Source organism: Streptomyces sp. NPDC005496, from assembly GCF_042872045.1.
Lineage (GTDB): Bacteria > Actinomycetota > Actinomycetes > Streptomycetales > Streptomycetaceae > Streptomyces.
The window spans coordinates 314870-335658 of record NZ_JBIAJQ010000011.1 but is presented as its reverse complement, the minus strand read 5'-3'; the positions used below and the strand labels follow the sequence as shown (position 1 = coordinate 335658).

Annotated in this window: 22 protein-coding genes; 11 read left to right on the top strand and 11 right to left on the bottom strand. The window is 69.5% G+C overall.

The window, feature by feature from the left end:
- Window positions 1-681, top strand: a complete 681-nt coding sequence (locus ACFYQQ_RS31095) for a GAP family protein (protein WP_355792327.1) — start codon at window positions 1-3, stop codon at window positions 679-681.
- A gap of 180 nt (window positions 682-861) precedes the next feature.
- Here ACFYQQ_RS31095 and sigJ read toward each other — a convergent pair whose 3' ends face one another.
- Complete coding sequence (gene sigJ, locus ACFYQQ_RS31090; RefSeq protein ID WP_355792324.1) at window positions 862-1776, bottom strand: RNA polymerase sigma factor SigJ; 915 nt, start codon at window positions 1774-1776, stop codon at window positions 862-864.
- Window positions 1777-1874: 98 nt separating this feature from the next.
- Between sigJ and ACFYQQ_RS31085 the strand changes: the two genes are divergently transcribed.
- The 4 genes from ACFYQQ_RS31085 (at window position 1875) to ACFYQQ_RS31070 (ending at window position 5891) form a co-directional block, all read left to right on the top strand.
- Window positions 1875-2294 carry a hypothetical protein gene (locus ACFYQQ_RS31085; RefSeq protein WP_355792321.1) on the top strand — a complete coding sequence of 140 codons (420 nt, stop codon included), beginning with the start codon at window positions 1875-1877 and terminating at the stop codon, window positions 2292-2294.
- Between the two features lie 250 nt (window positions 2295-2544).
- On the top strand, window positions 2545-3075 hold the full coding sequence (locus ACFYQQ_RS31080; protein ID WP_355792318.1) for a SigE family RNA polymerase sigma factor: 531 nt from the start codon (window positions 2545-2547) through the stop codon (window positions 3073-3075).
- A complete protein-coding gene (locus ACFYQQ_RS31075; RefSeq protein WP_388905979.1) occupies window positions 3072-4028 on the top strand; it encodes a hypothetical protein in 957 nt (318 codons plus the stop codon). The genes ACFYQQ_RS31080 and ACFYQQ_RS31075 overlap by 4 nt, the downstream gene beginning before the upstream one ends.
- A 150-nt stretch (window positions 4029-4178) precedes the next feature.
- Complete coding sequence (locus ACFYQQ_RS31070; RefSeq protein WP_355781286.1) at window positions 4179-5891, top strand: LCP family protein; 1713 nt, start codon at window positions 4179-4181, stop codon at window positions 5889-5891.
- A 60-nt stretch (window positions 5892-5951) separates the two neighbouring features.
- On the opposite strand, the gene secY is transcribed toward ACFYQQ_RS31070, so the two are convergent.
- Together secY and ACFYQQ_RS31060 are read right to left on the bottom strand one after the other, a co-directional pair.
- Complete coding sequence (gene secY, locus ACFYQQ_RS31065) at window positions 5952-7259, bottom strand: preprotein translocase subunit SecY (RefSeq protein ID WP_355781289.1); 1308 nt, start codon at window positions 7257-7259, stop codon at window positions 5952-5954.
- 298 nt (window positions 7260-7557) lie between these two features.
- Window positions 7558-8007 (bottom strand): MarR family transcriptional regulator, encoded by a 450-nt coding sequence (locus ACFYQQ_RS31060; RefSeq protein WP_355781291.1) that lies wholly within the window; start codon window positions 8005-8007, stop codon window positions 7558-7560.
- Window positions 8008-8431: 424 nt separating this feature from the next.
- On the opposite strand from ACFYQQ_RS31060, the gene ACFYQQ_RS31055 reads away from it, so the two are divergent.
- Window positions 8432-9274: a hypothetical protein gene (locus tag ACFYQQ_RS31055; RefSeq protein WP_355781294.1), complete on the top strand. Its 843-nt coding sequence runs from the start codon at window positions 8432-8434 to the stop codon at window positions 9272-9274.
- Between the two features lie 3 nt (window positions 9275-9277).
- Here ACFYQQ_RS31055 and ACFYQQ_RS31050 read toward each other — a convergent pair whose 3' ends face one another.
- Complete coding sequence (locus tag ACFYQQ_RS31050) at window positions 9278-9553, bottom strand: hypothetical protein (protein WP_356165114.1); 276 nt, start codon at window positions 9551-9553, stop codon at window positions 9278-9280.
- A gap of 388 nt (window positions 9554-9941) precedes the next feature.
- Here ACFYQQ_RS31050 and ACFYQQ_RS31045 point away from each other — a divergent pair, with 388 nt between their 5' ends.
- Entirely contained in the window at window positions 9942-11024 is a 1083-nt protein-coding gene (locus ACFYQQ_RS31045; RefSeq protein ID WP_355781300.1) for a hypothetical protein, read from the top strand.
- A gap of 68 nt (window positions 11025-11092) precedes the next feature.
- Window positions 11093-11443 carry a hypothetical protein gene (locus ACFYQQ_RS31040; RefSeq protein WP_388905973.1) on the top strand — a complete coding sequence of 117 codons (351 nt, stop codon included), beginning with the start codon at window positions 11093-11095 and terminating at the stop codon, window positions 11441-11443.
- 136 nt (window positions 11444-11579) lie between these two features.
- Here ACFYQQ_RS31040 and ACFYQQ_RS31035 read toward each other — a convergent pair whose 3' ends face one another.
- Both ACFYQQ_RS31035 and ACFYQQ_RS31030 read right to left on the bottom strand, forming a co-directional pair.
- Window positions 11580-11801 (bottom strand): hypothetical protein, encoded by a 222-nt coding sequence (locus tag ACFYQQ_RS31035; protein WP_355781306.1) that lies wholly within the window; start codon window positions 11799-11801, stop codon window positions 11580-11582.
- A gap of 90 nt (window positions 11802-11891) precedes the next feature.
- A complete protein-coding gene (locus ACFYQQ_RS31030) occupies window positions 11892-12344 on the bottom strand; it encodes a MarR family winged helix-turn-helix transcriptional regulator (RefSeq protein WP_355781309.1) in 453 nt (150 codons plus the stop codon).
- Window positions 12345-12747: 403 nt separating this feature from the next.
- Here ACFYQQ_RS31030 and ACFYQQ_RS31025 point away from each other — a divergent pair, with 403 nt between their 5' ends.
- Entirely contained in the window at window positions 12748-14682 is a 1935-nt protein-coding gene (locus ACFYQQ_RS31025) for an N-acetylmuramoyl-L-alanine amidase (protein WP_355781312.1), read from the top strand.
- Between the two features lie 117 nt (window positions 14683-14799).
- Here the strand turns inward: ACFYQQ_RS31025 and ACFYQQ_RS31020 are convergent, their stop codons facing one another.
- On the bottom strand, window positions 14800-15651 hold the full coding sequence (locus ACFYQQ_RS31020) for an alpha/beta hydrolase (protein ID WP_355781315.1): 852 nt from the start codon (window positions 15649-15651) through the stop codon (window positions 14800-14802).
- Between the two features lie 185 nt (window positions 15652-15836).
- On the opposite strand from ACFYQQ_RS31020, the gene ACFYQQ_RS31015 reads away from it, so the two are divergent.
- Window positions 15837-16310, top strand: a complete 474-nt coding sequence (locus ACFYQQ_RS31015; protein ID WP_355781318.1) for a MarR family transcriptional regulator — start codon at window positions 15837-15839, stop codon at window positions 16308-16310.
- A gap of 196 nt (window positions 16311-16506) precedes the next feature.
- On the opposite strand, the gene ACFYQQ_RS31010 is transcribed toward ACFYQQ_RS31015, so the two are convergent.
- Both ACFYQQ_RS31010 and ACFYQQ_RS31005 read right to left on the bottom strand, forming a co-directional pair.
- Entirely contained in the window at window positions 16507-16983 is a 477-nt protein-coding gene (locus ACFYQQ_RS31010; RefSeq protein WP_355783482.1) for a MarR family transcriptional regulator, read from the bottom strand.
- A 498-nt stretch (window positions 16984-17481) separates the two neighbouring features.
- On the bottom strand, window positions 17482-17967 hold the full coding sequence (locus ACFYQQ_RS31005) for a TIGR02611 family protein (protein WP_355783485.1): 486 nt from the start codon (window positions 17965-17967) through the stop codon (window positions 17482-17484).
- A gap of 378 nt (window positions 17968-18345) precedes the next feature.
- On the opposite strand from ACFYQQ_RS31005, the gene ACFYQQ_RS31000 reads away from it, so the two are divergent.
- Entirely contained in the window at window positions 18346-18819 is a 474-nt protein-coding gene (locus ACFYQQ_RS31000; RefSeq protein WP_355783488.1) for a VOC family protein, read from the top strand.
- 121 nt (window positions 18820-18940) lie between these two features.
- Here the strand turns inward: ACFYQQ_RS31000 and ACFYQQ_RS30995 are convergent, their stop codons facing one another.
- Both ACFYQQ_RS30995 and ACFYQQ_RS30990 read right to left on the bottom strand, forming a co-directional pair.
- Window positions 18941-19555: an FMN reductase gene (locus tag ACFYQQ_RS30995; RefSeq protein WP_355783491.1), complete on the bottom strand. Its 615-nt coding sequence runs from the start codon at window positions 19553-19555 to the stop codon at window positions 18941-18943.
- Window positions 19552-20679, bottom strand: a complete 1128-nt coding sequence (locus ACFYQQ_RS30990; protein ID WP_355783493.1) for a CE1758 family FMN-dependent luciferase-like monooxygenase — start codon at window positions 20677-20679, stop codon at window positions 19552-19554. The genes ACFYQQ_RS30995 and ACFYQQ_RS30990 overlap by 4 nt, the downstream gene beginning before the upstream one ends.
- Between the last annotated feature and the right edge of the window lie 110 nt (window positions 20680-20789).

Genomic DNA, 20789 nt, shown 5'->3' with positions numbered 1-20789 from the left:
GTGGGAGACGCCGTCGGGCAGATGCTCGCCTCCGCGATCGGCATCGCCATCAGCCCCCTGCCCCTGATCGCCGTGATCCTCATGCTGGCCACCCCCAAGGGACGGGCCAACGGCATTGCTTTCACGGCGGGCTGGCTGGTCTCGCTCGCCGCGCTGGTCACGGTCGTCGTCCTCGCCGGCTCGGGAGGCGGCGCATCCGGCGACGATGACGGTCCTGCCTCCTGGACGCTGTGGCTGAAGCTGGGCCTGGGCGTGCTGTTCCTGCTCATGGGCGTCAAGCAGTGGAAGGGCCGGCCGAGAGAGGGCCACGCGGCCGAGCCGCCGGGCTGGATGAAAGCGATCGACACCTTCACCCCCGGCAAATCGGCAGGACTCGCCGCCGCGCTCGCCGTCGCCAACCCGAAAAACCTTGTCCTGGCCGTCGGTGGCGCCGTCTCCATCGCCGCGAGCACGGCCTCGACGGGCGGGAAGACAGCCGCCGCCCTCCTCATGGTCCTGATCGCGTCCCTCTGCACCCTGCTGCCGCTCGGCGTCTACCTCCTTGGCGGCCAGAAGTCGGCGAAAGTGCTCGGCGAGTGGAAGGCATGGATGGCCGCCCACAACACGGCCATCATGACCACCGTCCTGATCATCCTCGGCGCGAAGTACATCGGCGACGCAATCAGTGGGCTGGCAGCCTGAACCCCCTGACAGCAGCGCGCGGCAGGCGATCGTGAAGGGCGCTGACGATGCCGGCGCCATGCGGCCGCCCCACGCGTCAGATGATCGTGGTCACCATCGCTCGACCCTCTCCCGTCGGCTGTGGCCCTGACCCTGCCGAGCCGGTCGCAGGCCATGACGGCCGTACTTGCGGAACAGCCCTTAGCCGCTCCGTGTCCACGGCCGTAGTTTCTCCGGGTTTCGAGTCGCCCAGATTCGGGTGACGCGCCGGTCGGTGATGTCGAACGCGGCTACGGTCATCACGATGCCGGACTGTTGGGCGACCAGGCCAGGTGCGCCGTTGACGGTGCGCCGCAGGAGTTGGAGTCCGGGGGCTCTGTCGGCGATGGCGATCATGTATTCGGCGATACGCGCGCCGCCCTCGACCGGGCGCAGGACGGTGCCGACCATGCCGCCGCCGTCGGCGGTCATCACGGCGGCCGGGTCGAGAAGACCGACCAGGGTCGCGATGTCCTTGTTCTCCCAAGCCTCTTTGACGTGTCTGACGACGTCGGCCCGGCCCGTGGCCGGCACCGGTGCGCCCATGGGGTGCACTCGCCGGCGGGCGGAGGCCGCCAGCTGTTTGCAGGCCGCGGGGGTGCGGCCGAGGATGTCGCCGATCTCGGCGAACGGGTAGCGGAAGACGTCGTGCAGGACGAACGCGACCCGTTCGGCGGGCGTCATCGTTTCCAGGACGACGAGGAAGGCCATGGTGATCGTCTCGTCCAGGACGATCTGGTCGGCGGGGTCCTCGGGGCCGGTGGGAGCGCTGCCGGTGGGGGTCCATTCGGTGCGGTCGGGCAGCGGTTCGGGCAGCCACGCGCCGACGTAGCGTTCGCGGCGGGAGCGTGCCGAGCCGAGCAGGTCGAGGCAGATGCGGCCGGTCACCGTCGTCAGCCAGGCGCCGGGGGAGCGGATCTCCTGCTGTCGGCTCGGGGGCAGCGTGTACCAGCGGGTGTAGGCGTCTTGCACGGCGTCCTCGGCCTCGGTCAGCGAGCCGAGCAGCCGGTAGGCCACATTGATCAGTTGGCGTCGCTCGCCGGCTATCGCGTCCGTGCCGTCCCCGACGATCTCCATGTCGCGGCCCCCGCCTTACCTTTCGCAGCCCTGTGTCGTCGGGCTGGTGAGAGACCTTAATCGATCTGCTGCCCGAGGGCGGAAACGGGGACTGTGACATGGCCACTGAGGTGACGGCGACGACGACGGCGACCAGGGTGCAGGTCCGGCGGGGCCTCTCGTTCCTGCGGATCGCGATCGCTCTGCAGACTTTGACGATCTTCCTGCAGGCGGTCTCGGCCGGGCTCCTGCTGACCTCGTCGGTGGGTGAGACGCTGCACGGTGTCGGCGCCCGCGTGATGTACGGGGCGTCGATGCTGTACGTGCTGGCCGCGGTGCTGGCATGGAAGCCGGGCGGCGGTCCGGCCCGGCCCATCGGGCACGCGTCGGTCTTCCTCGTGCTCGCCTCGGTGCAGGTCGTGCTCGGCATCGCACACGTCCCCTCGGTCCATCTTCCTCTGGGTGTGCTGATGTTCGGCTTGAGCATGCTGGCGCTGGGTGCGGCGCTCAGGCCGGCAACCGGGGCTCGTGGGCGGTAGGGCCTTCCGTTGGGAGTAGGCCGGCCGCGGAAACGGTTCGGCCCGGCCGACCCGAGCCGGGGGATTCGGCGACCGACGACAACGCCGCAGCTATGCGCGCCAGAACCCGCGACGCCAGCATGATCCAGACGACGGACTCCAGCCCTGGGCGCGGAACCCCCTGTTCGCAGGAACCCCTCCGCTCTCGTTTCGCATCAGAGGCAACCGAATCCGTGCGGACGGTGGTCTGGAGGGCGAGGGAGGGTGCTCGATGCAGGCCGAACAAGAGGACCGGTTCCAGGAGTTCGTCAGAGCGCGGTGGTCACAACTGGTGCGGACCGCGTATCTGCTGACGGGGGACGTCCACCACGCGGAGGATCTCACGCAGACCGCGCTGGCCAAGGCGTACCGGTCCTGGTGGCGCATCTCGCGCACCGACAACCCGGAGGCGTACGTCCGGCGGATGCTGGTGACCTGCAACAGCGACCGCTTCCGCAAGCGCCGGGTCGCCGAGTCGCTGACCGCCGCTCCGCCGGACACCGCGAGGCGGGACGAGAACGCGGGCCGGGTGGAGGAGCGCGGTTCCCTGCTCGCCGGTCTGGCCCAACTGCCCGCGCGCCAGCGGGCGGTGGTGGTGCTGCGGTACTGGGAGGACCTGTCGGAGGCGGAGGTCGCCGAAGCGCTCGGCTGCTCGACCGGCACGGTCAAGAGCCAGGCGTCCAAGGGGCTGGCGAAGTTGCGTACGTATCCGGGGCTGGCCGCGGGCCGCCCGGTGTCCGGCGGTCAGGGAGGCGGCAGGTGAACGGGGCGGAAGACGAGCGGACGTCCGGCTTCGGGACGGACGGGGCGCGGGACGGGGACCCCGGCTTCGAGGAGCGGATGCGCGCGCTGCTGGCCGAGGACGCGTACACCATCAGGCCCTCGCCCGTGCCGTACACGGAGATCCGGCGGCGCGGTGTGAGCGAGCGCAGGCGGCGCGCGGCGGTGACCGGCGCCGTGCTGATGTCGTTGGTCGCGCTGCCCGTGGGGGCGTACGCCCTGGCCGGCGGAGACGGGGGGCGCGGCGCGCGGACGGCGGCGGTCGAACCGTCGGACGGCATGTCGCGGACCACGCCGGCGCCCTCGTCCGCGAAGGCGTCGGGACCCAACCATCCTGTCAGCGAGGGGCAGTTGCTCGACGGCATCACCTTCGCCGAGGCGGCGGCCGGACTGGAGACGTGCCTGACCGCGGAGGGCGCGGGGTCGTCCGGGCGCGGCCCCGATCTGGGGAAGGCCGAGGACTACCGGATCATCCTGGCGGCGAAGAGCACCGGTGGGCGGGCCACCCGCGACGGCTTCCATGTCGTCGGCGTGAGCGAGCGGTTGGCGGGTCTGCGGGTGGTCTGCGACATCGAGGACGGTGAGCCGTCCGGCATCAGCACGGGCACCCGCGACAGCGATCCCCCCGACGCGGGCCCGGTCGTGCCGGACGTCAACGCGAGCGAGCTGTTCCGGCAGCCGCTCGCCGCCAAGGGCGACTGGCAACTCCCGTTCCGCTGGGGGGTCGTGGGGACGGTCGAGCCCTCCGTCACCGAGGTGAGCGTCTCCTACGGCGGCGCCACACACCGGGCCGTCCTGGACCACGGATGGTTCGTGGCCTCCGGCGTCCTGGACCGGCAGGTCACGGCGGCGCCGCACATCAAGGGCTACGACGACGCCGGCGACCTCGTCTACGACTCGGACGAGGACACGTACTGGCCCCGGATGCTGCCGTGACGAGCCCGGGCCGGCCGAGGCGCCGCACAGGGGTCGTCGCGTCGGCCGACCCGCGTACCGGTGCGCGCGGAAGAACCGACGGGCCCGTCGTGCCTTCCGCCCCGCTCCCGGCGTACCGGAATCCGTCAAGTGGCAGCGAGAGGTGACGAGATGGGGACGAGAGCACGTGGGAAGACGGCACGGCCACGCCTTCGCCACACCGGTGAACCCGGACGCCGCCACAGCCCGTACGGCGACGAAGGCCACCGCGTCCGGCCCGGGGACGAGTCCGCGGCGCGCGCCGAGTCCGCCCAGGAGGCCGCGAGAGGCACGGCGGCGACAGGGCCGGTGGACGGCGGGCACGGCAGACGCCCCAGGGGCAGCCGCAGTGCCCACAGGCGGCGCGGACACCGGGCCCTGCGCTGGTCGTTGACGGTCCTGGCGGTCCTGATACTCGGCACCGCGGGTGCCGGTTATCTCTACTACCAGCACCTGAACGGCAACATCAGGAAGGACGACCTGAACCTCGGCGACGAGAAGGACAGACCCGCCGAGGCCGAGGCCAACGCGGCGGGCCAGACACCGCTCAACATCCTCCTGATCGGCTCCGACGCGCGGGACACCAAGGAGAACCAGAAGCTCGGCGCCGCGAGGGACACCTTCGACGGCGTGCCGCTCGCGGACGTCCAGATGCTGCTGCACCTCTCCGCCGACCGCTCCAACATGTCGGTCGTCAGCGTGCCGCGCGACACGCTGGTGCACATACCGAAGTGCACGGACCCCGACGACGGCAAGGTCTACCCGGCCACCGTCCTGCCCACGGCCGTCAACCAGTCACTCGGCCGCGGCGGTCCCGGCTGCACCGTGGCGACCTGGGAGAAGCTCACCGGCATCCACATCGACCACTTCATGAAGATCGACTTCGCCGGTGTGGTGTCGATGGCGGACGCGATCGGCGGCGTCCCGGTCTGCGTGGACGCCAACATCCTCTCCAGGGACCGCCAGGGCCACGGATCGGGACTGAAGCTGGCTAAGGGCACCCACCCCGTCAAGGGGAAGCAGGCGTTGCAGTGGCTGCGTACGCGCTACGGCTTCGGCGACGGCAGTGACCTGATGCGCGCCCGGGCCCAGCACATGTACATGAACGCGATGGTCCGCCGGCTGCGAGAGAACGCCACCCTCACCAACCCGGGCAAGCTGCGCTCCCTCGCCGAGACCGCCACCGGCGCCCTCACCGTCGACGACGGCCTCGGCACGGTGAAGAAGCTGTACGACCTCGCCACCGAGCTGCGCAGGGTGCCCACCAAGGGCATCACGATGACGACGATGCCCAACCGGTACGCCGGCGCCCGGGTGAAGCCCACGGAGGACGCCTTCACGCTGTTCCGCCTCGTGCGCGAGGACATCGCGCTGACCGGCAAGGGCAAGCACAGCAAGGCGGCCGAGACGAGGGTCTCCGACGATCCGGCCGCCGACGAGGACGAGATCGTCGTACGGGTGCGCAACGGCACCCGTACCGACACGCTCGCCCCGGTCGGCGGACGTGCGAGCGAGGTGACGCGGGTACTGACCGGGAAGGGCTTCACCAAGGCGAAGGCGGACACCTCGGGGGCGCTCGCCGAGGCCACGACCGCGGTGCGCTACCCGGACGCCGCACTGGAGGGCGACGCCCAGCGGGTGGCCCGATCCCTCGGAATCCCGCTGCGCGCGGTCACGAGGTCCCCGTCCGTCCCGGGCGTCACGCTCATCGTGGGCGCCGACTGGCGGTCCGGCACCACGTACGAGGCACCGAAGCGGGACGACGGACTCCCGTCCTCCGCGGACGCCCTGAACGCGGCAGAGAAGGGCAAGTGCATGCCGGTGAACCCGGACTACACCTGGTGACGCCGAGCCACCATCGCGCGCGAGGCCACCGTACGGCCGTCGCGTGCCGCCCGGTGCCGTTCAGCTGCGGAGGAATCCCCCGTACTGCTGCTGCTGGAGCTGGCTGTCGATCTGCTTCACGGTCTCGATGCCCACGCTCACGATGATGAGGATGCTGGTGCCGCTGAGCTGGTTGGCCCCGCCGAAACTGGCGAACGCCACCGTCGGTACCAGTGCGACGAAGGCGAGATAGATGGAGCCCGGCCAGGTGAGCCTGTTGAGGACGTAGCCCAGGTACTGGGCGGTGGCTCGCCCCGCGCGCAACCCGGGGACGAAGCCGCCGGCCTGCTGGATGTTGCCCGCCACCTCGTCCGGGTTGAACGTGATGGAGACGTAGAAGAAGGAGAAGAACAGCGTCAGGAAGAAATAGGCGAGCAGGTAGTACGGATGGTTTCCCTGGGTGAAATTCCTTTGCACCCAGGTCGCCCATCCGGAGCCGGATCCCGAGAACTGCGCCACGAGCGGGGGGACGTACAGGATCGACGAGGCGAAGATGACGGGGACGATGCCGGCCTGGTTCACCCGGAGCGGGATGTAGGTCGATGTCCCGCCGTAGGACTTCCGGCCGACCACGCGTTTCGCGTACTGCACCGGAATGCGTCGCTGCCCCTGTTCCACGAAGACCACGACGCCCACCAGCGCCAGGCCGATGAGGATGACGCTGAAGAAACTGATCCAGCCGTCCGCGATCTCGCCGCTCTGCTTGATCGCCCAGAGTGTGCGGGGAAGCGTGGACGCGGTGGCGATGAAGACGAGCATCGACATGCCGTTGCCGATCCCGCGGTCGGTGATGAGCTCGCCCAGCCACATCACGCACGTCGTCCCCGCGGTGACCGTGATGACCATGACGGCGGCGGTGAACAGGGAATCGTCGGGTACGACCTGGTCGGCCACGGGGCAGCTGGAGAAGATGGCGCCGCTGCGGGCGGCCGCGACCAGACCGGCGCCCTGGAGGAGGGCGAGCGCGACCGTCAGGTAGCGGGTGTACTGGGTGATCTTGGTCTGTCCCGCGCTGCCCTGTTTCTTGAGGTCTTCCAGCCTCGGAATGACGGCCGTCAGCAATTGCACGATGATGCTCGACGTGATGTAGGGCAGGATTCCCAGCGCGAAAATCGTGATCTGCAGGAGTGCGCCCCCGCTGAACACGTTGGCGAGGCCGAGCAGGCCCTGCGAGGTGGATGCGTTGGTGCATTCCTCCACCCGTGCGTAACTGACGCCGGGGAGCGGGACATGCGTACCGAGACGGTAGATCACCAGAATGCCCAGCGTGAAGAGAATCTTGTTCCGCAGTTCGCGGTGCGTGAAGATCTGAGCGAATTTGGTGAGCATGTCCGGTCTCGTCCTTCCCTACCTCCGGCCGACTCGGGAAGTGAGGTCTGTGTGGGTCGATTCAGGGCAGCGCGATCACCCGCCCGACTCGGCCTGCGACGGGTCAAGGGGAATTACCGCGCGGCTCCGCCGAGAAGGGCGAGAACTTCATGATTGGAGCAGTGCAAGAGGCTCGCAACCCGGCTCCGGAGCGCGGAGCGGCCGAGATCGCGGTCGTACGAGGGGACGCCGCCGTCGGCCGTCGAGACCGGGGCCGGGCGCCGGGGTCGAGGAAGGGCGCACGGGGGATTGCTCGGCGTTACTCCGCCCAGGGGTGGAATCCGGAGGCGAGGACCCGTCCGAGTGAGGCGCGCAGACGCGCCGCGTCGCCGGCTCCGTACGCGGCCTCGAACCGGCTGTCGGTCGTCTCCAGCAGGGCCCGGCCGGCCTCCACCCGGGAACGCCCCTCCGGCGTCACGCTCACCACGCGGACGCGACGGTCGGCGGGCGAGGGCTCGACGGTCACCAGACCCTCCCGCACGAGCGGCTTGAGCGCGGCGGCCAGCGTGGTCCGGTCCATGGCGATCCTCTCGGCGAGGCCGGTGATCGTCATCGTCGGGACGCGGGTGAGTTCCCGCAGAACGCTGAGCTGCGTGGACCGGAGCCCCAGGGGAGCCAGCGCCTTGTCGTAGGCGGCGCCGAGGTACCGGGCCGCCCTGCGCAGAGCGAGGTTGTTGCACGTCTCGGCAAGGTCCCGTGTCCCTTCCATGGTGCCCTCCAGGTCCCGTCGCGATAATGCGAGTATATGCTCCTAGTGGGGGAGGCGGCGGGTGGCGTCGGTCACGAGATGTACCCCGCCGACGGCGCACGGCACGGAAGGCGCCGGTCACCTCGCTCGGCACCACGCCCACGTCTCACCCCGGGGGCATGGAGACGGCGCCCTGCCTCCCCGCGCAGGCGCCAGCCCTCCGGCGCGGCGGACACCCACCCGGATGCGCGCAGAGTCCGCATCCCGACCCATGACGCGAACACGGACCCCCGACCGGCTTGGTCGCGACCTGCTGGGGGATGTGTTGGAGGCGCACGGAGGGCTGGAGCGCTGGCGGCAGGTGGAAACCGTTCGCGCCACCATCGTCACGGGAGGCAGCCTCTGGGCGATGGAGGGACTCCGGCAGGATGCGCATCCGCGTGAGATGACCGTGTCCGCACACACCCAGCACGCCTCCGTGCACCCCTTCGGCGCCCCCGACCAGCGCACCGACTTCACCCCCGCCCGCATCGCCGTCGAGAAGCTGGACGGGCGAGTCGTGGCGGAGCGTGAGGATCCGAGGGCCTCATTCGACGGCCACGGGACGCTGACGCCCTGGGACCCGCTGCACCGGGCCTACTTCAACGGCTACGCCCTGTGGACCTACCTGACCGCACCGTTCCTCCGCGCCCTGCCCGGCGTCGACATCTCGGCACTGGCGACGCGGTGGGAGGAAGGCGAGCTCTGGCGGGGCCTGCGGGCGGTCTTCCCCGCCCACATGGCGGGCCACGGCCCGGTCCAGGACTTCTACTTCGGCCCGGACGACCTCCTGCGCCGCCACGACTACCAAGTCGACATCGCCGGCGGACTGCCCGCCGCACAGTACGTCTACGACTTCACCGGGACGGGCGGTCTGCTGTTCCCGACGGTACGACGCGCGTACCGTCGCACGGCCATGAGCGCACCGGTCTGGGCGGAGCTGCTGGTTGCGATCGACCTGAGTGAATGTACGGCTGGACATCGTGGTCAGCCGCTGAGCCTCGCGCGGGTGCCGATCGCCGGCCGTGGGATCGAGGTCGGCGGCACTTGGGCACGACATGGTGATGTCGAGGCTTCGGCCGTTGCCGTGTGCGGCCCGCAGAATGGCCGCCCCGGTGCCGACTCGCGACTCCCGCGGACCACAGCGGAGCCGAGGTCCGTCGTGCGGACCTCGGCTCGGTGGGACCGGTTCTATGGATCAGATATTGAGCATGTGGTGCACAAGTCGCCTGGGATCCAAGGGCTGTAAGGGTCAGACGCGTAGACCGTCGTCTTTGGACGTGTCCTGCAGAACCGCCGCCACCCGGGCCTGGGCCTCGGCGATGTACTGCTCACTGGCCTTCTTGAAGTCGGGGCTGGCCGCCACGGCCTTCACATGAGCCTCCATGCCGTCGCGGATGACAGCGTTGGCAGTGGTGGACAGAACGGCGGCCAGGGCCTGGATGCGGTCGAGTAGGTGACTGGGAAAGCGGACAGACACAACGACTTGCTTGTCTTTTTCCTCTGTCTTGTTGCGCTCCGTGGACACACTGATTCCCTTCGTCGGGGCCCGGCCGCCCCGTTCGTGCCAGGGATCGGGGCGTGCCATTCCCGCTTCGCAGGTGCCGGCCATCGGGCAGCCCAGCACCTTCGCTGACTGAACTCGATTCAGACTACGGCACTACAAGGTGCGCAGGAGTTCCCATCGCGAAATGTGTTGAGCCGCACATCGGTGCGAAGTCACCTGCTGTACATCCGCTGGTGTGGCCTACGACACGACACGGGTTACACGGTGTCGACCACGCGAGATAGCCGTAGGTGCGATCCTCCTCATGGACTACAGATCGGTCATGACATAGTGGCCGTCACGTAGTGGATTCACTCGCGTACGCCCCGCGCACGCCGGGCGAAGTGAACCCGGTACATAAGGAGTTGAAGTGGACAATCTGCCCTTCGAAGGCAACGGGACCCCCGAGGCCCCCTACGGCGCCGACGCCACAACTGGCCTGGCCGCGTCGGCCGGTCTCCGCGCTCTGGACGCTTTCGCCCGCAGGGTGCACAACGGTCCGGACATCGACGAGACCCCCTCCGAAGCGGAAATGCTGGAAAAGGTCCGAGACCTCCACGAGATGCGGTATGTCCCTCCCGGAGCACCCCACAGGGAAGCCCACTGGGACGAGATGGCCCGGCGCTGCATGCGTGAGGTGACCGCCGAGGTCCGTCACGCCGTCACCGAGGTGGCGAACGTCTCCGGCCAGGTCCCTGCGGTGCTCGGGGACGAGGGCACCCTGGACGAGCGCCTCGCCGAGTTCCGCGCCTGCGTCCGCGGAGGCCGCCCCGTCGTCTCGGTCTCGGCCACCGGCTCCTTCTCCCGCTGGCTCGCGGCCCGCGACACCATGGCGATATCCCTGTCCACCTTCACCTACATACCCGAGCGGCCCGTCTACGCCGCCCAGGTGACACCCGAGGCCGCCCTCCTGTCGGACTGCGCCGGCTCCTGGCGCATGACCCTGGCCGACGGATGGCTGGCGATGAGCGGCGTCCCCCTCGTGGCCGACGAACACCCCGGATACGTCGTCCTGCCGCGCCCCCTCGAAGACCGGGCGCCTCAGCTGCGCAAGCACTACACGAGCCCGATGTTTCCCTACGACACCAGCAGCGCCATCGCGCAGGCCGTGCTCGGTGGGGCCGTGCCGGCCGCGGTCCACGTCACCGAGCACGTCCTGGACTCCGCGATCATCCCGGTCGCGATCGGGCACGGCATGATCGTCATGTTCCAGGACAGTGGCGAGATCCTCGAGAAGCCCTGGGCGGCGAGCAAGTACCTGTTCAAAGCCCTCAAGGGGGAGACCGAGTTCGGCGAGGGCCTGGTCGTCGCCCGGCGTCTGCTGGACGCGCGCCGCGTGATCCGGGTGGTGAGGAACGTGACCTCTCAGGACCCCGACCAGTTCGACCCGCTCATGCCCTTCGACGACATCGACGAGGACGACGGCTTCCGCTTCGACGGACCCGACGCCTGACCCTCCGTACGACGACGCCCGCCCCCGCCGACCTGTGCGCGTCGGCCGGACCCCTCAAGGACATGACAGTGAACAGCGAACACCTCACCCTCATCGACGTCGGTGATTCCCCCGCCCCCGCGGAAGCCACCACGGCGTGGTTCCGCGTGATCCCGCCGAAGGACGTCCGCGCCGAGCTCTACCGGAAGATCAAAGCCGTCCGTCGACCGACCGGGAGTCTCGCCCTCCCCGCGATAGCCACCACGGCCGGTCTGCACTTCAGCAACACCATCCACGACAGCGACAGCCTCATGGCCTTCGGCCTGACCGCGCTCCTCGTCGGCTACGACGCCGTCAACGGCCTTTGCCGCACCTGGCTCAGGACGAAGACCGTCACCGCCACCCGCCAGGAGACCATCAACGGCAGGCGCGCGGCCTGACCCGAGGGGCCGGCGACAACGCCCCGCCCCCTCCACGACGACGCGGTGCTCCGACCCAGGTCGGGGCACCTTCTCACATCCCGACGAGGGGGTGAGGACCCTCTCGGACCTCTCCGGACCCACACCCGGGAAGGTGTCAGTTCCAGGGTTCCTGGTGGGGATCCTCGCCCAGCACCTCCGCGGCGGCCGCGCAGAGATGCCGGCCGTGGAGCTGGTTCCCGCCGTGCCCGGAGCCCCAGAGCTCGGACGCGGCCTGTGCCACAGCGCGCCAGCTGTAGTCGTCGTCGACTCGCCATCCGCGGATCTGCACGGCCATCTCCACCGTGACACTCCCCGGATCCACCGGGTCACGTGTCATTCGAAATCCCCCATATGTGGAAGCAACTACCCACCGGCCAACGGACGTTGATTTTGCAGCCATGACTCCGGCGCACCACGAGCACCGCCCCTACTCGGCCCAGGGCTCGAACCCCGTGTCCAGTACGGCGTTCAGGGCCGCGCGCAGCTGTGCCGCCTCGGTCGTGCCGAAGTTGTCCTCGAACTGGGCCTGGACCGCCCGCCACAGCGGCAGCGCCTCCTTGAGCCGGACGACGCCCTCCGGCGTGATCGCGGCGATCCGTGCCCGGCGGTCGGTCGGCGAGGTCTCGACGGTGACCAGTCCCTCCCGGGCGAGCGGCTTGAGGTTCGACGCCATGGTCGTACGGTCCATGGCGATCATGTCCGCGAGCTGAGTGATCGTCACTTCCCCCTGGGAGTGCAGCTTCTGCAGAATGCTGAACTGGGTCGACCGCAGGCCGACGGGAGCCAGGGCCTTGTCGTAGGTCGCGCCGAGATAGCGGGCGGCCTTGCGCAGGGCCAGGTTGTTGCACGCGTCACCGCGGTCCGTCGGCGTAGGGGTCATGGTTTCCTCCGTTGCGTCTCCCTTCCATGATATGAGCGGTTACTCGTAATCGCCGCGCCCGTTTCATTGGTGACTTGGCGGGTCGGCACCCCGGCGTGGCGGCGTGCCCGGAGTTTGCGCTGCGCAGTACTTTGTTGATCTACTTACTTGCGCAAGCAACAACCTCCTGGCCGTCCCGCCCTGCGGCTGCGATCCAGCACGCGGGGGGTCAGGAGCCGACGTACGCCCGAGCGCGCGATCGCCGGACCCGGGACACGCGGAGCGAGATCCGCCTATGACGGGCCGCCCGGACGGGTCCCCTTACAGGCCTGCCCCACCGGCCGCCGCCCAGGTCCCGGCCGCCGTGCCGCCGAGCGCGTATCCGACATCGGGGAACCTTCCCCCTCACCACCCCGGACTCTCCATGACAGCAACTAGAGGCACCCGCCCGCGCACCTCCCGACTGGCCATGCTGGCCTCGGTCGGGGCGCTCACCGTCGGCGGAGCGATCGTCCTGCCGATGACGGCCCAGGCCGCGAACGAGGCCCCGGCCGCCACCGACCACACCGGGCGGCAGCGGGACTTCGCCGCGGCGGCGGCCGAGTACCACGTTCCCGAGAAGGTGCTCCTGGCCGTCGGCTACCAGGAGTCGACCTGGGACGCCCACACGGGCCACAGCGCGAGCGGCGGCTACGGGCCCATGCACCTGACCGACGTCACCCCCGCGATGCTGGCCGCCGGTCCCGCCGGCGCCGCCGGGCGAGGCGACCTCCGTGAGCAGGCGGCCGAACCGTCGCTGCACACCCTCGAAGCGGCGGCCGAACTGACCGACCTGCCCGTCGGCACGCTGCGCAAGGACCCACGGGCCAACATCCGCGGCGGCGCTGCCCTGCTCGCCTCCTACCAGAAGTCCCTGACCGGAACCACGTCGACGGACGCGGCGGACTGGTACGGAGCCGTCGCCCGCTACGGCCAGGCGACCGAACGCGAGGGCGCCGAGGCGTTCGCGGACCGGGTGTTCGCCACGGTCAGGCAGGGCGCGCGGCGGACGACCTCCGACGGACAGCGGATGGACCTGCCCGCCACGCCCCGGATCCGTCCCGCGACCGGACAACTCGACAAGCTGCGCCTGGCCTCCCGGGCGGCGGCGACCGCGACCGAGTGCCCCGACACGGTGAACTGCACCTTCGTTCCCGGCGCCGCCTCCAACGGCCAGGTCTCCAACCGCCCGGCCAACGGTGTCAGGATCGACTCCATCGTCATCCACGACACGGAGTCCTCCTACGAGTCCGCCATCTCCACGTTCCAGAAGCCGGGCGGGGGAGCGGCCCACTACGTGATGAGGTCCTCCGACGGCGCGGTGACCCAGATGATGGCCACCAAGGACATCGCCTTCCACGCCGGCAACTACTCCGCCAACATGCATTCGATCGGCATCGAGCACGAGGGCTACGCAGCGCACGGCGGCTCCTGGTACACCGAAGCGCAGTACGAGGCCACCGCCGATCTGGTGAAGTACCTGGCCGGCCGCTTCGACATCCCGCTGGACCGGCAGCACGTCATCGGTCACGACAACGTTGTCGGGCCGAAGTCGTCCCTGGTCTCCGGCATGCACTGGGACCCGGGACCGTCCTGGGACTGGGCGCACTTCATGGACCTGCTCGACGCGCCTACGGGGGAGCCCCATGGCGTCGGTGACATCGGCTCGGTGGTGACCATCGCCCCCGGCTTCGCCGACAACGAGCAGACCGTTCAGGTGTGGCCCGCCGACGATCCCACCGGTGCCACGACCGAGTGCGCGAACGTGGAGAAGCCGGCGAACTTCGTCTACCTGCGGACCGCGCCGAGCAGCACGGCTCCCCTCTTCGGCGACCAGGCGATCCACCCCGGCGGCGCCGGTACGCGCAGGATCTCCGACTGGGGAAGCACGGCTCAGGACGGCCAGCAGTTCGTGGTCGCCGACAAGGACGGCAACTGGACCGCGATCTGGTACAGCGGTCTCAAGGTGTGGTTCCACAACCCCGAGGGCCGCAACACCGTTCCGGCGCACGGCGTGACGGTCGTCCGGAACGCGGGATTCGCGCCCGCCACGCCGCCCGCTCCGGTGTACGGCACCACCTACCCGGACGCCGCCGAATACCCCGAGGGCCTCTCGCCCTCCACCCAGGCCCCGTTGAGCATGTACGGCCTCCCCGCCGGCCAGGCGTATGTCGCGACCGCCGCTCCCGCGGTCACCGACGACTACTTCGCCTCCAGCGGCAAGGTCGTCCTCGGCGCCAGGAAGATGTACACCATCCAGTACAACCACCGCCTGGTCTGGGTGTACGCGGACGACGTCTCCGCCACCCCTGCCGACTGACCCGGCCCGACGACGGGCCTTGTACCGACACCGATGGGCCGAGCGGCGATGCTCGGCCCATCAGGTATTCGGTCTGCACATCGCCGCCTGCTGTTCGGCGTCGGCGGACAGTGGGTCCTACTCGGCGGTGTCCCGAGCGGCCTGCTCGATGACGCGCGTGACGGCCTGGGGCCGCGAGACCGTGACGGCGTGGGAGGCCTTGACCTCGGTGGTGTGGGCGTGGGCGCGGCGTGCCATGAAGCGCTGGGCCGCCGGCGGGATGTTGTAGTCCTCGGTGGCGATGAGGGTGTAGGAGGGGATCGTCTTCCAGGCGGCGGCCGTGGCGCCTTCTTCCAGGGCGGACGAGGCTACCGGGCGCTGCGTGGCGGCCATCAGGTCGGCGACGCGGGCGGGGACGTCGGCGGCGAACTGGTGGTGGAACTTGTCGGGCTTGATGTAGAGGTCGGTTCCGGTGCCTCCGCCGGGCAGCGGGAAGGGCACCGCGTCGAGGGTGGGGCCCAGGGTGCTGCCGGGGTACTTGTTGGACAGTTCCAGCGCGCTCTCGCCCTTGTCGGGGCTGAAGGCGGCTATGTAGACGAGCGCCTTCACCTGGGGCGAGTCGGCGGCGGCCTCACTGATGACGGCCCCGCCGTAGGAGTGTCCGGCCAGGACGACCGGGCCCTTCACGTGGTCCAGGACGCTGTGGAGGTACTCGGCATCGGAGGCGAGTCCGCGCAGCGGGTTGGCGACCGCGAGGACCGGATAGCCGTCCTTCCGCAGACGCTCGACGACCCCGTTCCAGCTGGAGGAGTCCGCGAAGGCGCCGTGCACCAGGACCACCGTCGGCTTGGCCGGGGAGGTGCGGGCTTCGTCCTTCCGGGCGCTGGCCGAGGCCGCGGGGGTCAGGGCGAGCGCCGCGACGGTGGCGGCGGCACCCAGCGCGACCACGTGCTTGCGGGTGAGGCGGAACGCGGTCTTCTTGACGGACATGGTGACTCCCCATTCGTACACGTCTCGTTTCGCCTTCCTGCCTGCTGGCCGGGGCGACAACGAGAAAGCTAGTGCACGATTCCCTCGTGCACAAGTTAAGTGGGTCCGATAGAATCGGTTTGCCCGGCATGTCTGGGGGAGTGCGTCCGGCAGCACGTCGGAACAGAGGAAGAGGGGAACCAACCGTGACCGAAGACCCGCAGGCGCCGGACGAGTTCAGGATGCTCCTGGAAGATCACGTCTGCTTCACCCTCTACGCGGCCTCCCGCGCCGTCACCAGCGCGTACCGGCCCCTGCTGGACGCCGTCGGGCTCACCTATCCCCAGTACCTGGTGATGGTCGTGCTCTGGCAGCAGAAGACAGCCCCGGTCAAGGACCTGGTGGCCACGCTGCACCTGGAGTACGGGACGCTCACGCCCCTGATCAAGCGGCTGGAGGCCAACGGCCTGGTCCAGCGCCGGCGGCGGGCGGACGACGAGCGGGTCGTCGAGGTCGCCCTCACGCCCGAGGGCGCCGCACTGCGCGAGCGCGTCCTCGACATCGCCCCGGCGGTCGGCGGCAGCATGGGGCTTACCGCGGCTGAACTCCAGACGGTGCAGAGCCTGCTGCGCCGGCTGACGGTGAGCGTGATGCAGGGTTCCGCCGCCGCACGCGACTGAGGTGATGCAGAGCCTGGTGCCCGGCGGCCACTTGAGACGCCCCCACGTGAACTGCCGTGCGCTGTACGGCAGTTACATGGGGCGGGAGGTCACTCCCACCCCCGCAGGGCCGGTGAGTCCAGGGTGACTGCGGCTTCGCCGCGAGGGCGCGCGGCACGGTCTCGGCCGCACGTGTCTACGTCGTGGCGGCATGCGCCTACCGGGACTGATCCTCCTGATCGCCCCGGGCGATCCGCGTCAGCACCTCGGCGGCGGCGGCCACGTCACAGCCGTCGAGACGGGAGAACACGTGCCGCCGGACGCTGGCCAGGTTGGTGGGCCATGCCTGTTCGAGCCGCGCCCGCCCCGAGTTCGTCAGTACGGCGAGCAGGGACCGTCCGTCCTTGGGGGACTGCGCCCGCAGGACGAGCCCCTGGCTCTCCAGCCGGTTGACGAGCCTGGACATGCCGCTGATGGAGAGCCCGCAGGTATTGGCCAGCTCACTCATGGAGAGTTGGTTGTGCTGGGCCTCGGAGAGGTGGACGAGCACCATGTACTCGGTGCCGGAGATCTGCTGCTCTTCGAGCATGTCGGCGTCGACGACGCGAGGCAGGAAGGACATCACCCTGCCGAGTGCCCGGAGGAAGGCTTCCTCGTCGGGGTTGAGGGGCTCGATCGCCGACACATTGACCATGCACACAGTGTAGGTGGGGCATGGTGGGCGTTCGGCGGGCCGTACCCCCGGCGCTCGCGCGGCTCCTGGCGAGTGTGTCGCAGTCGCGGGGCGGGGGCCGGGTGTCGGAGGGGGCCGCCGCGGTGACTTGTTCGTGGCCGACGTGCGGTCTGCGTGGGAATGACACGGGGCAAGATGCCTCGCCCGCAGCCGAAATGAAATGCGGCCCAACGGACGGGGGATGACCGTTGGGCCGCAGTGCTTACTTTACCCTACAACCTGATTCCTTCGAAATCGCCGAGTCAAGGGCATTGGTGGGAGGAATGCGCAGGTCAGGCGACTGGAGGGGGTGCGCCGCTTCCGCCGACCGGAGCGGCACACGCCCCAGTTTTATATTTGACCAGGCAAGTATAGATTTGGCAAGTGTGGGCCTCCTCGCTGCCGACGAGGTATTCCGGTGTCCCTTCTCGCCGTCCCCGCCGATACGGATGACGGTGCCGCAGGGTGGGCCCAGGGCTGTCAGACGATCGACCGGCTGAGAAGGTCGAGGCGTACGACGAGGATCGCCGCGACCGTGGCCACGGTCACGAGGGTCGCCGCCGTGAGGGCGATGTTGCGCCGCCTCACCTCCGGTCGCAGAGCCTGCTGTGTCGCGCTGGTCACCTTCCGCTTCGTCCAGCGCAGGACCGCCTGTGCCCAGGTGAACTCGCCGGCCCAGATGGCCACACCCGCGAAGATCACCACCCAGCCCGGGCCGGGCAGGGGCAGCAGGATGATGCCGGCGCCCACTACGGCGAGGCCGGTGAAGAAGACGCCGATCCGCCAGAACAGGTGCAGGAGTCTCGACCGCTTGATGAAGAGGGGCGCCCTGGAGCCGTACGGTCTCGCCGCGGTCTTCGTCGACGGGGTGACATTCTCGCCGGCCGGGTCCGCCGTAGCTGCCGACGGCCCGGTCCGTGAGCCGTGGCGCCTGGCCTGCTCCTGTACTCGACCTGCCTCAGTCATGAAATCCACCATCGTGTCTCGCTGCACAAGATCTGCTCGAAAACGGAGAGCCGGGGCATTGCGATTCCCTTGCGTGCGGGGTTGCGCTCCGATCCGTGTGACGTGACCGGTGAGCCGCGACGGGCGCGGCACACCGGGCGTAACCCTTCCAAGGGGTGACTCTTCGCGAGTATTCCCGCCATAACGGATGCGGGGATGTGACCTTCTCCTCGGCGCGGTGAACGGCCTCGTGGGAGCGGGCGTCGCGGCGGTCCTCACATCGGCGGCGAGGCGCGATCCGGAACTCAACGTCGTTGCACGTCAACGGGGTTGCGGAAGGGCACCGCCGCCTCGGAATCCTGCTGTTGCGCAAACCCGGTTCGAGAGGGTGACTGGAGTATGGACCTCAAACTCGAACTCGCCGTTCTGCCTGTGTCCGACGTCGACCGTGCGAAGGCCTTCTACGAAAAGGCCGGGTTCCGTGTGGACCTCGACGCAAGCCCCACTGACCAATGGAGGGCAGTGCATCTCACACCCCCAGGTTCCGAGTGCGCCATCCTGCTGGGCAAAGGCCTCACCTCTGCCCCGCCCGGTTCCACCCAGGGCCTGTACCTGGTCGTCACCGACGTCGAGGCGGCACGAGGGGAACTCGTGGACCGCGGCATCGACGTGAGCGAGGTGTTCCACGACGCCAAGGGGCTGCTCTTCCACGGTCACGCGGACGGTGCGGTCGTGCACGAGATCCCGGGCCAGGAACGCCAGGCGGGCCCCCACCCGGACCGCGCCTCCTACGGCTCCTACGCCACCTTCAGCGACCCCGACGGCAACGGCTGGGTCCTGCAGGAGATCACGCAGCGAGCCCCGGGCCGCTGACGTCCGCTCTCTCCGCCCGCGTAACAGGGGCTCGGACCGCCCCGGACGCGGCGGTCGCAGAACTGCGTCCGACAGCCGCACCGCAGTTGCGTGCGTGCCGGCTCGCAGGTGAGCGGCCCGGCTATCGCCCCTGCAACAGCTCCACGAACGACACCGGCTGGTCGTAGGGGTCGGCCGCGTCCGGCGCCTCCCGCTGCTCCACCGCACGGGCGAGTTCTCCGGCAGCTCGTTTTATGCGAGCGGCAAGCGCTCCCTGCGGGGTCGCGCCGCCGCCCCAGTCCTCCGGCGCGGCGAACACCGCTGTGGGCGTGACCGCCGCGTGCAGATAGGCGAACACCGGCCTGAGGGCGTGCTCCAGCACGAGTGAATGCCGCCCCGTGCCGCCCGTGGCCGCGATCAGCGTCGGCTTGTCCGTCAGCGCGGTGTCGTCGATACAGTCGAAGAACATCTTGAAGAGCCCGTTGTACGAGGCCGTGAAGGTCGGCGTCACCGCGATCAGCCCGTCCGCCGCGGCCACGGTGCGGAAGACCTGCTCCAGTTCGGGAGACGGATAGCCCGCCATCAGGTGGTTGACCAAGTCGTGGGCGTGATCCCGGACTTCGACGTACTCGATCTCGACCTGGGTGCCGCGCTGTTCCAGATCGTCCTGGACGGCGGCGGCGATCCGCTCGGCCAGCAGCCGGGTCGTGGACGGCAGTCGCAGTCCGGCCGAGACGATCGCGAGGGTGCGCTTCATCGCAAGTCCTCCTTCGCAAGCGAGCCCTGCGCCTCGGTACCCGGATTCTGCGCCCGCGCGGCGGCGGTCAGGGAGGCGTGAGTGGGGGCGTCGGGGACGTGGGCGGGGCGGCCGACGGCGAACTCCTTGCGCAGGACGGGCACGATCTCCCCGAGTAGTTCGATCTGCTCCAGCACGGTCTTGCGTGGGACACCGATGCCGTCGACGTTGAACAACTGACGCTGGTAGTCGCCGTCCGCGTGCTCGCGGAAGGACAGCACACGCTCGATCACCTGCTGTGGGCTCCCCACCACCATCGCGGTCTGCGCCATGGTCTCCTCCAAGGAGGGGCCGTTCCCGTACGCGGAGGAGCCGTCGAAGTACTGCCGGAACTCCCGTATCGCGTCCTGCGAGTTCGGTCGCACGAAGAGGTGCGCGGCAAGACCCACGACGGCCTGGTCGGCGGGTCCGTGCCCGTAGTGCTCGAAGCGGCGCCGATAGAGGTTCACCAGTCGGCGGACGTGCTCCTTGGGCCAGAAGAGGTTGTTGTGGAAGAAGCCGTCGCCGTAGTACGCGGCCTGCTCTGCGATCTCCGGGGTGCGGATGGAGGCGTGCCAGACGAACGGCGGTACGCCGTCCAGCGGGCGCGGAGTCGAGGTGAACCCCTGAAGTGGAGTACGGAAGTTGCCCTCCCAGTCCACGACGCCCTCGCGCCACAGCCGGCGCAGCAGCGCGTAGTTCTCCACCGCCAGCGCGATGCCGTCGCGGATGTCCTTGCCGAACCACGGATACACCGGGCCCGTGTTGCCCCGGCCCATCATCAAGTCCACCCGGCCGTCCGCGAGATGTTGCAGCATCGCGTAGTCCTCGGCGATCTTCACCGGGTCGTTGGTGGTGATGAGGGTGGTCGAGGTGGACAGGACGATGCGTTCCGTCCGCGCGGCGATGTGCCCGAGCAGCGTGGTGGGGGAGGAGGGGACGAAGGGCGGGTTGTGGTGCTCGCCGAGCGCGAAGACGTCCAGGCCCACGTCCTCGGCGAGTTTCGCGTAGTCCACGAGCGCCTTGATCCGCTCGTGCTCCGTGGGGGTGTGCCCGGACACCGGGTCACGGGCCAGGTCCCCCACACCGAAGATCCCGATTTGCATCTTGCACGTCCTGTCTGATGTGTCGATCGTCTTGTCGTCGACAGCGATGTCGATATCGACGGTGAGGGCGCTGTCGGTGGGGGGCGGGTCGCGGTCCGGCAGGCTGGGCC

Excerpts from the sequence above, each read along its gene's own strand:
- ACFYQQ_RS30990 (WP_355783493.1), bottom strand. The coding sequence starts at position 20,679 with ATGCAAATCGGGATCTTCGGTGTGGGGGACCTGGCCCGTGACCCGGTG.
- secY (WP_355781289.1), bottom strand. The coding sequence starts at position 7,259 with ATGCTCACCAAATTCGCTCAGATCTTCACGCACCGCGAACTGCGGAAC.
- sigJ (WP_355792324.1), bottom strand. The coding sequence starts at position 1,776 with ATGGAGATCGTCGGGGACGGCACGGACGCGATAGCCGGCGAGCGACGC.
- ACFYQQ_RS31080 (WP_355792318.1), top strand. The coding sequence starts at position 2,545 with ATGCAGGCCGAACAAGAGGACCGGTTCCAGGAGTTCGTCAGAGCGCGG.
- ACFYQQ_RS31005 (WP_355783485.1), bottom strand. The coding sequence starts at position 17,967 with ATGACTGAGGCAGGTCGAGTACAGGAGCAGGCCAGGCGCCACGGCTCA.
- ACFYQQ_RS30995 (WP_355783491.1), bottom strand. The coding sequence starts at position 19,555 with ATGAAGCGCACCCTCGCGATCGTCTCGGCCGGACTGCGACTGCCGTCC.
- ACFYQQ_RS31010 (WP_355783482.1), bottom strand. The coding sequence starts at position 16,983 with ATGGTCAATGTGTCGGCGATCGAGCCCCTCAACCCCGACGAGGAAGCC.
- ACFYQQ_RS31055 (WP_355781294.1), top strand. The coding sequence starts at position 8,432 with ATGACCGTGTCCGCACACACCCAGCACGCCTCCGTGCACCCCTTCGGC.
- ACFYQQ_RS31025 (WP_355781312.1), top strand. The coding sequence starts at position 12,748 with ATGACAGCAACTAGAGGCACCCGCCCGCGCACCTCCCGACTGGCCATG.
- ACFYQQ_RS31030 (WP_355781309.1), bottom strand. The coding sequence starts at position 12,344 with ATGACCCCTACGCCGACGGACCGCGGTGACGCGTGCAACAACCTGGCC.
- ACFYQQ_RS31060 (WP_355781291.1), bottom strand. The coding sequence starts at position 8,007 with ATGGAAGGGACACGGGACCTTGCCGAGACGTGCAACAACCTCGCTCTG.
- ACFYQQ_RS31085 (WP_355792321.1), top strand. The coding sequence starts at position 1,875 with ATGGCCACTGAGGTGACGGCGACGACGACGGCGACCAGGGTGCAGGTC.
- ACFYQQ_RS31020 (WP_355781315.1), bottom strand. The coding sequence starts at position 15,651 with ATGTCCGTCAAGAAGACCGCGTTCCGCCTCACCCGCAAGCACGTGGTC.
- ACFYQQ_RS31035 (WP_355781306.1), bottom strand. The coding sequence starts at position 11,801 with ATGACACGTGACCCGGTGGATCCGGGGAGTGTCACGGTGGAGATGGCC.
- ACFYQQ_RS31070 (WP_355781286.1), top strand. The coding sequence starts at position 4,179 with ATGGGGACGAGAGCACGTGGGAAGACGGCACGGCCACGCCTTCGCCAC.
- ACFYQQ_RS31000 (WP_355783488.1), top strand. The coding sequence starts at position 18,346 with ATGGACCTCAAACTCGAACTCGCCGTTCTGCCTGTGTCCGACGTCGAC.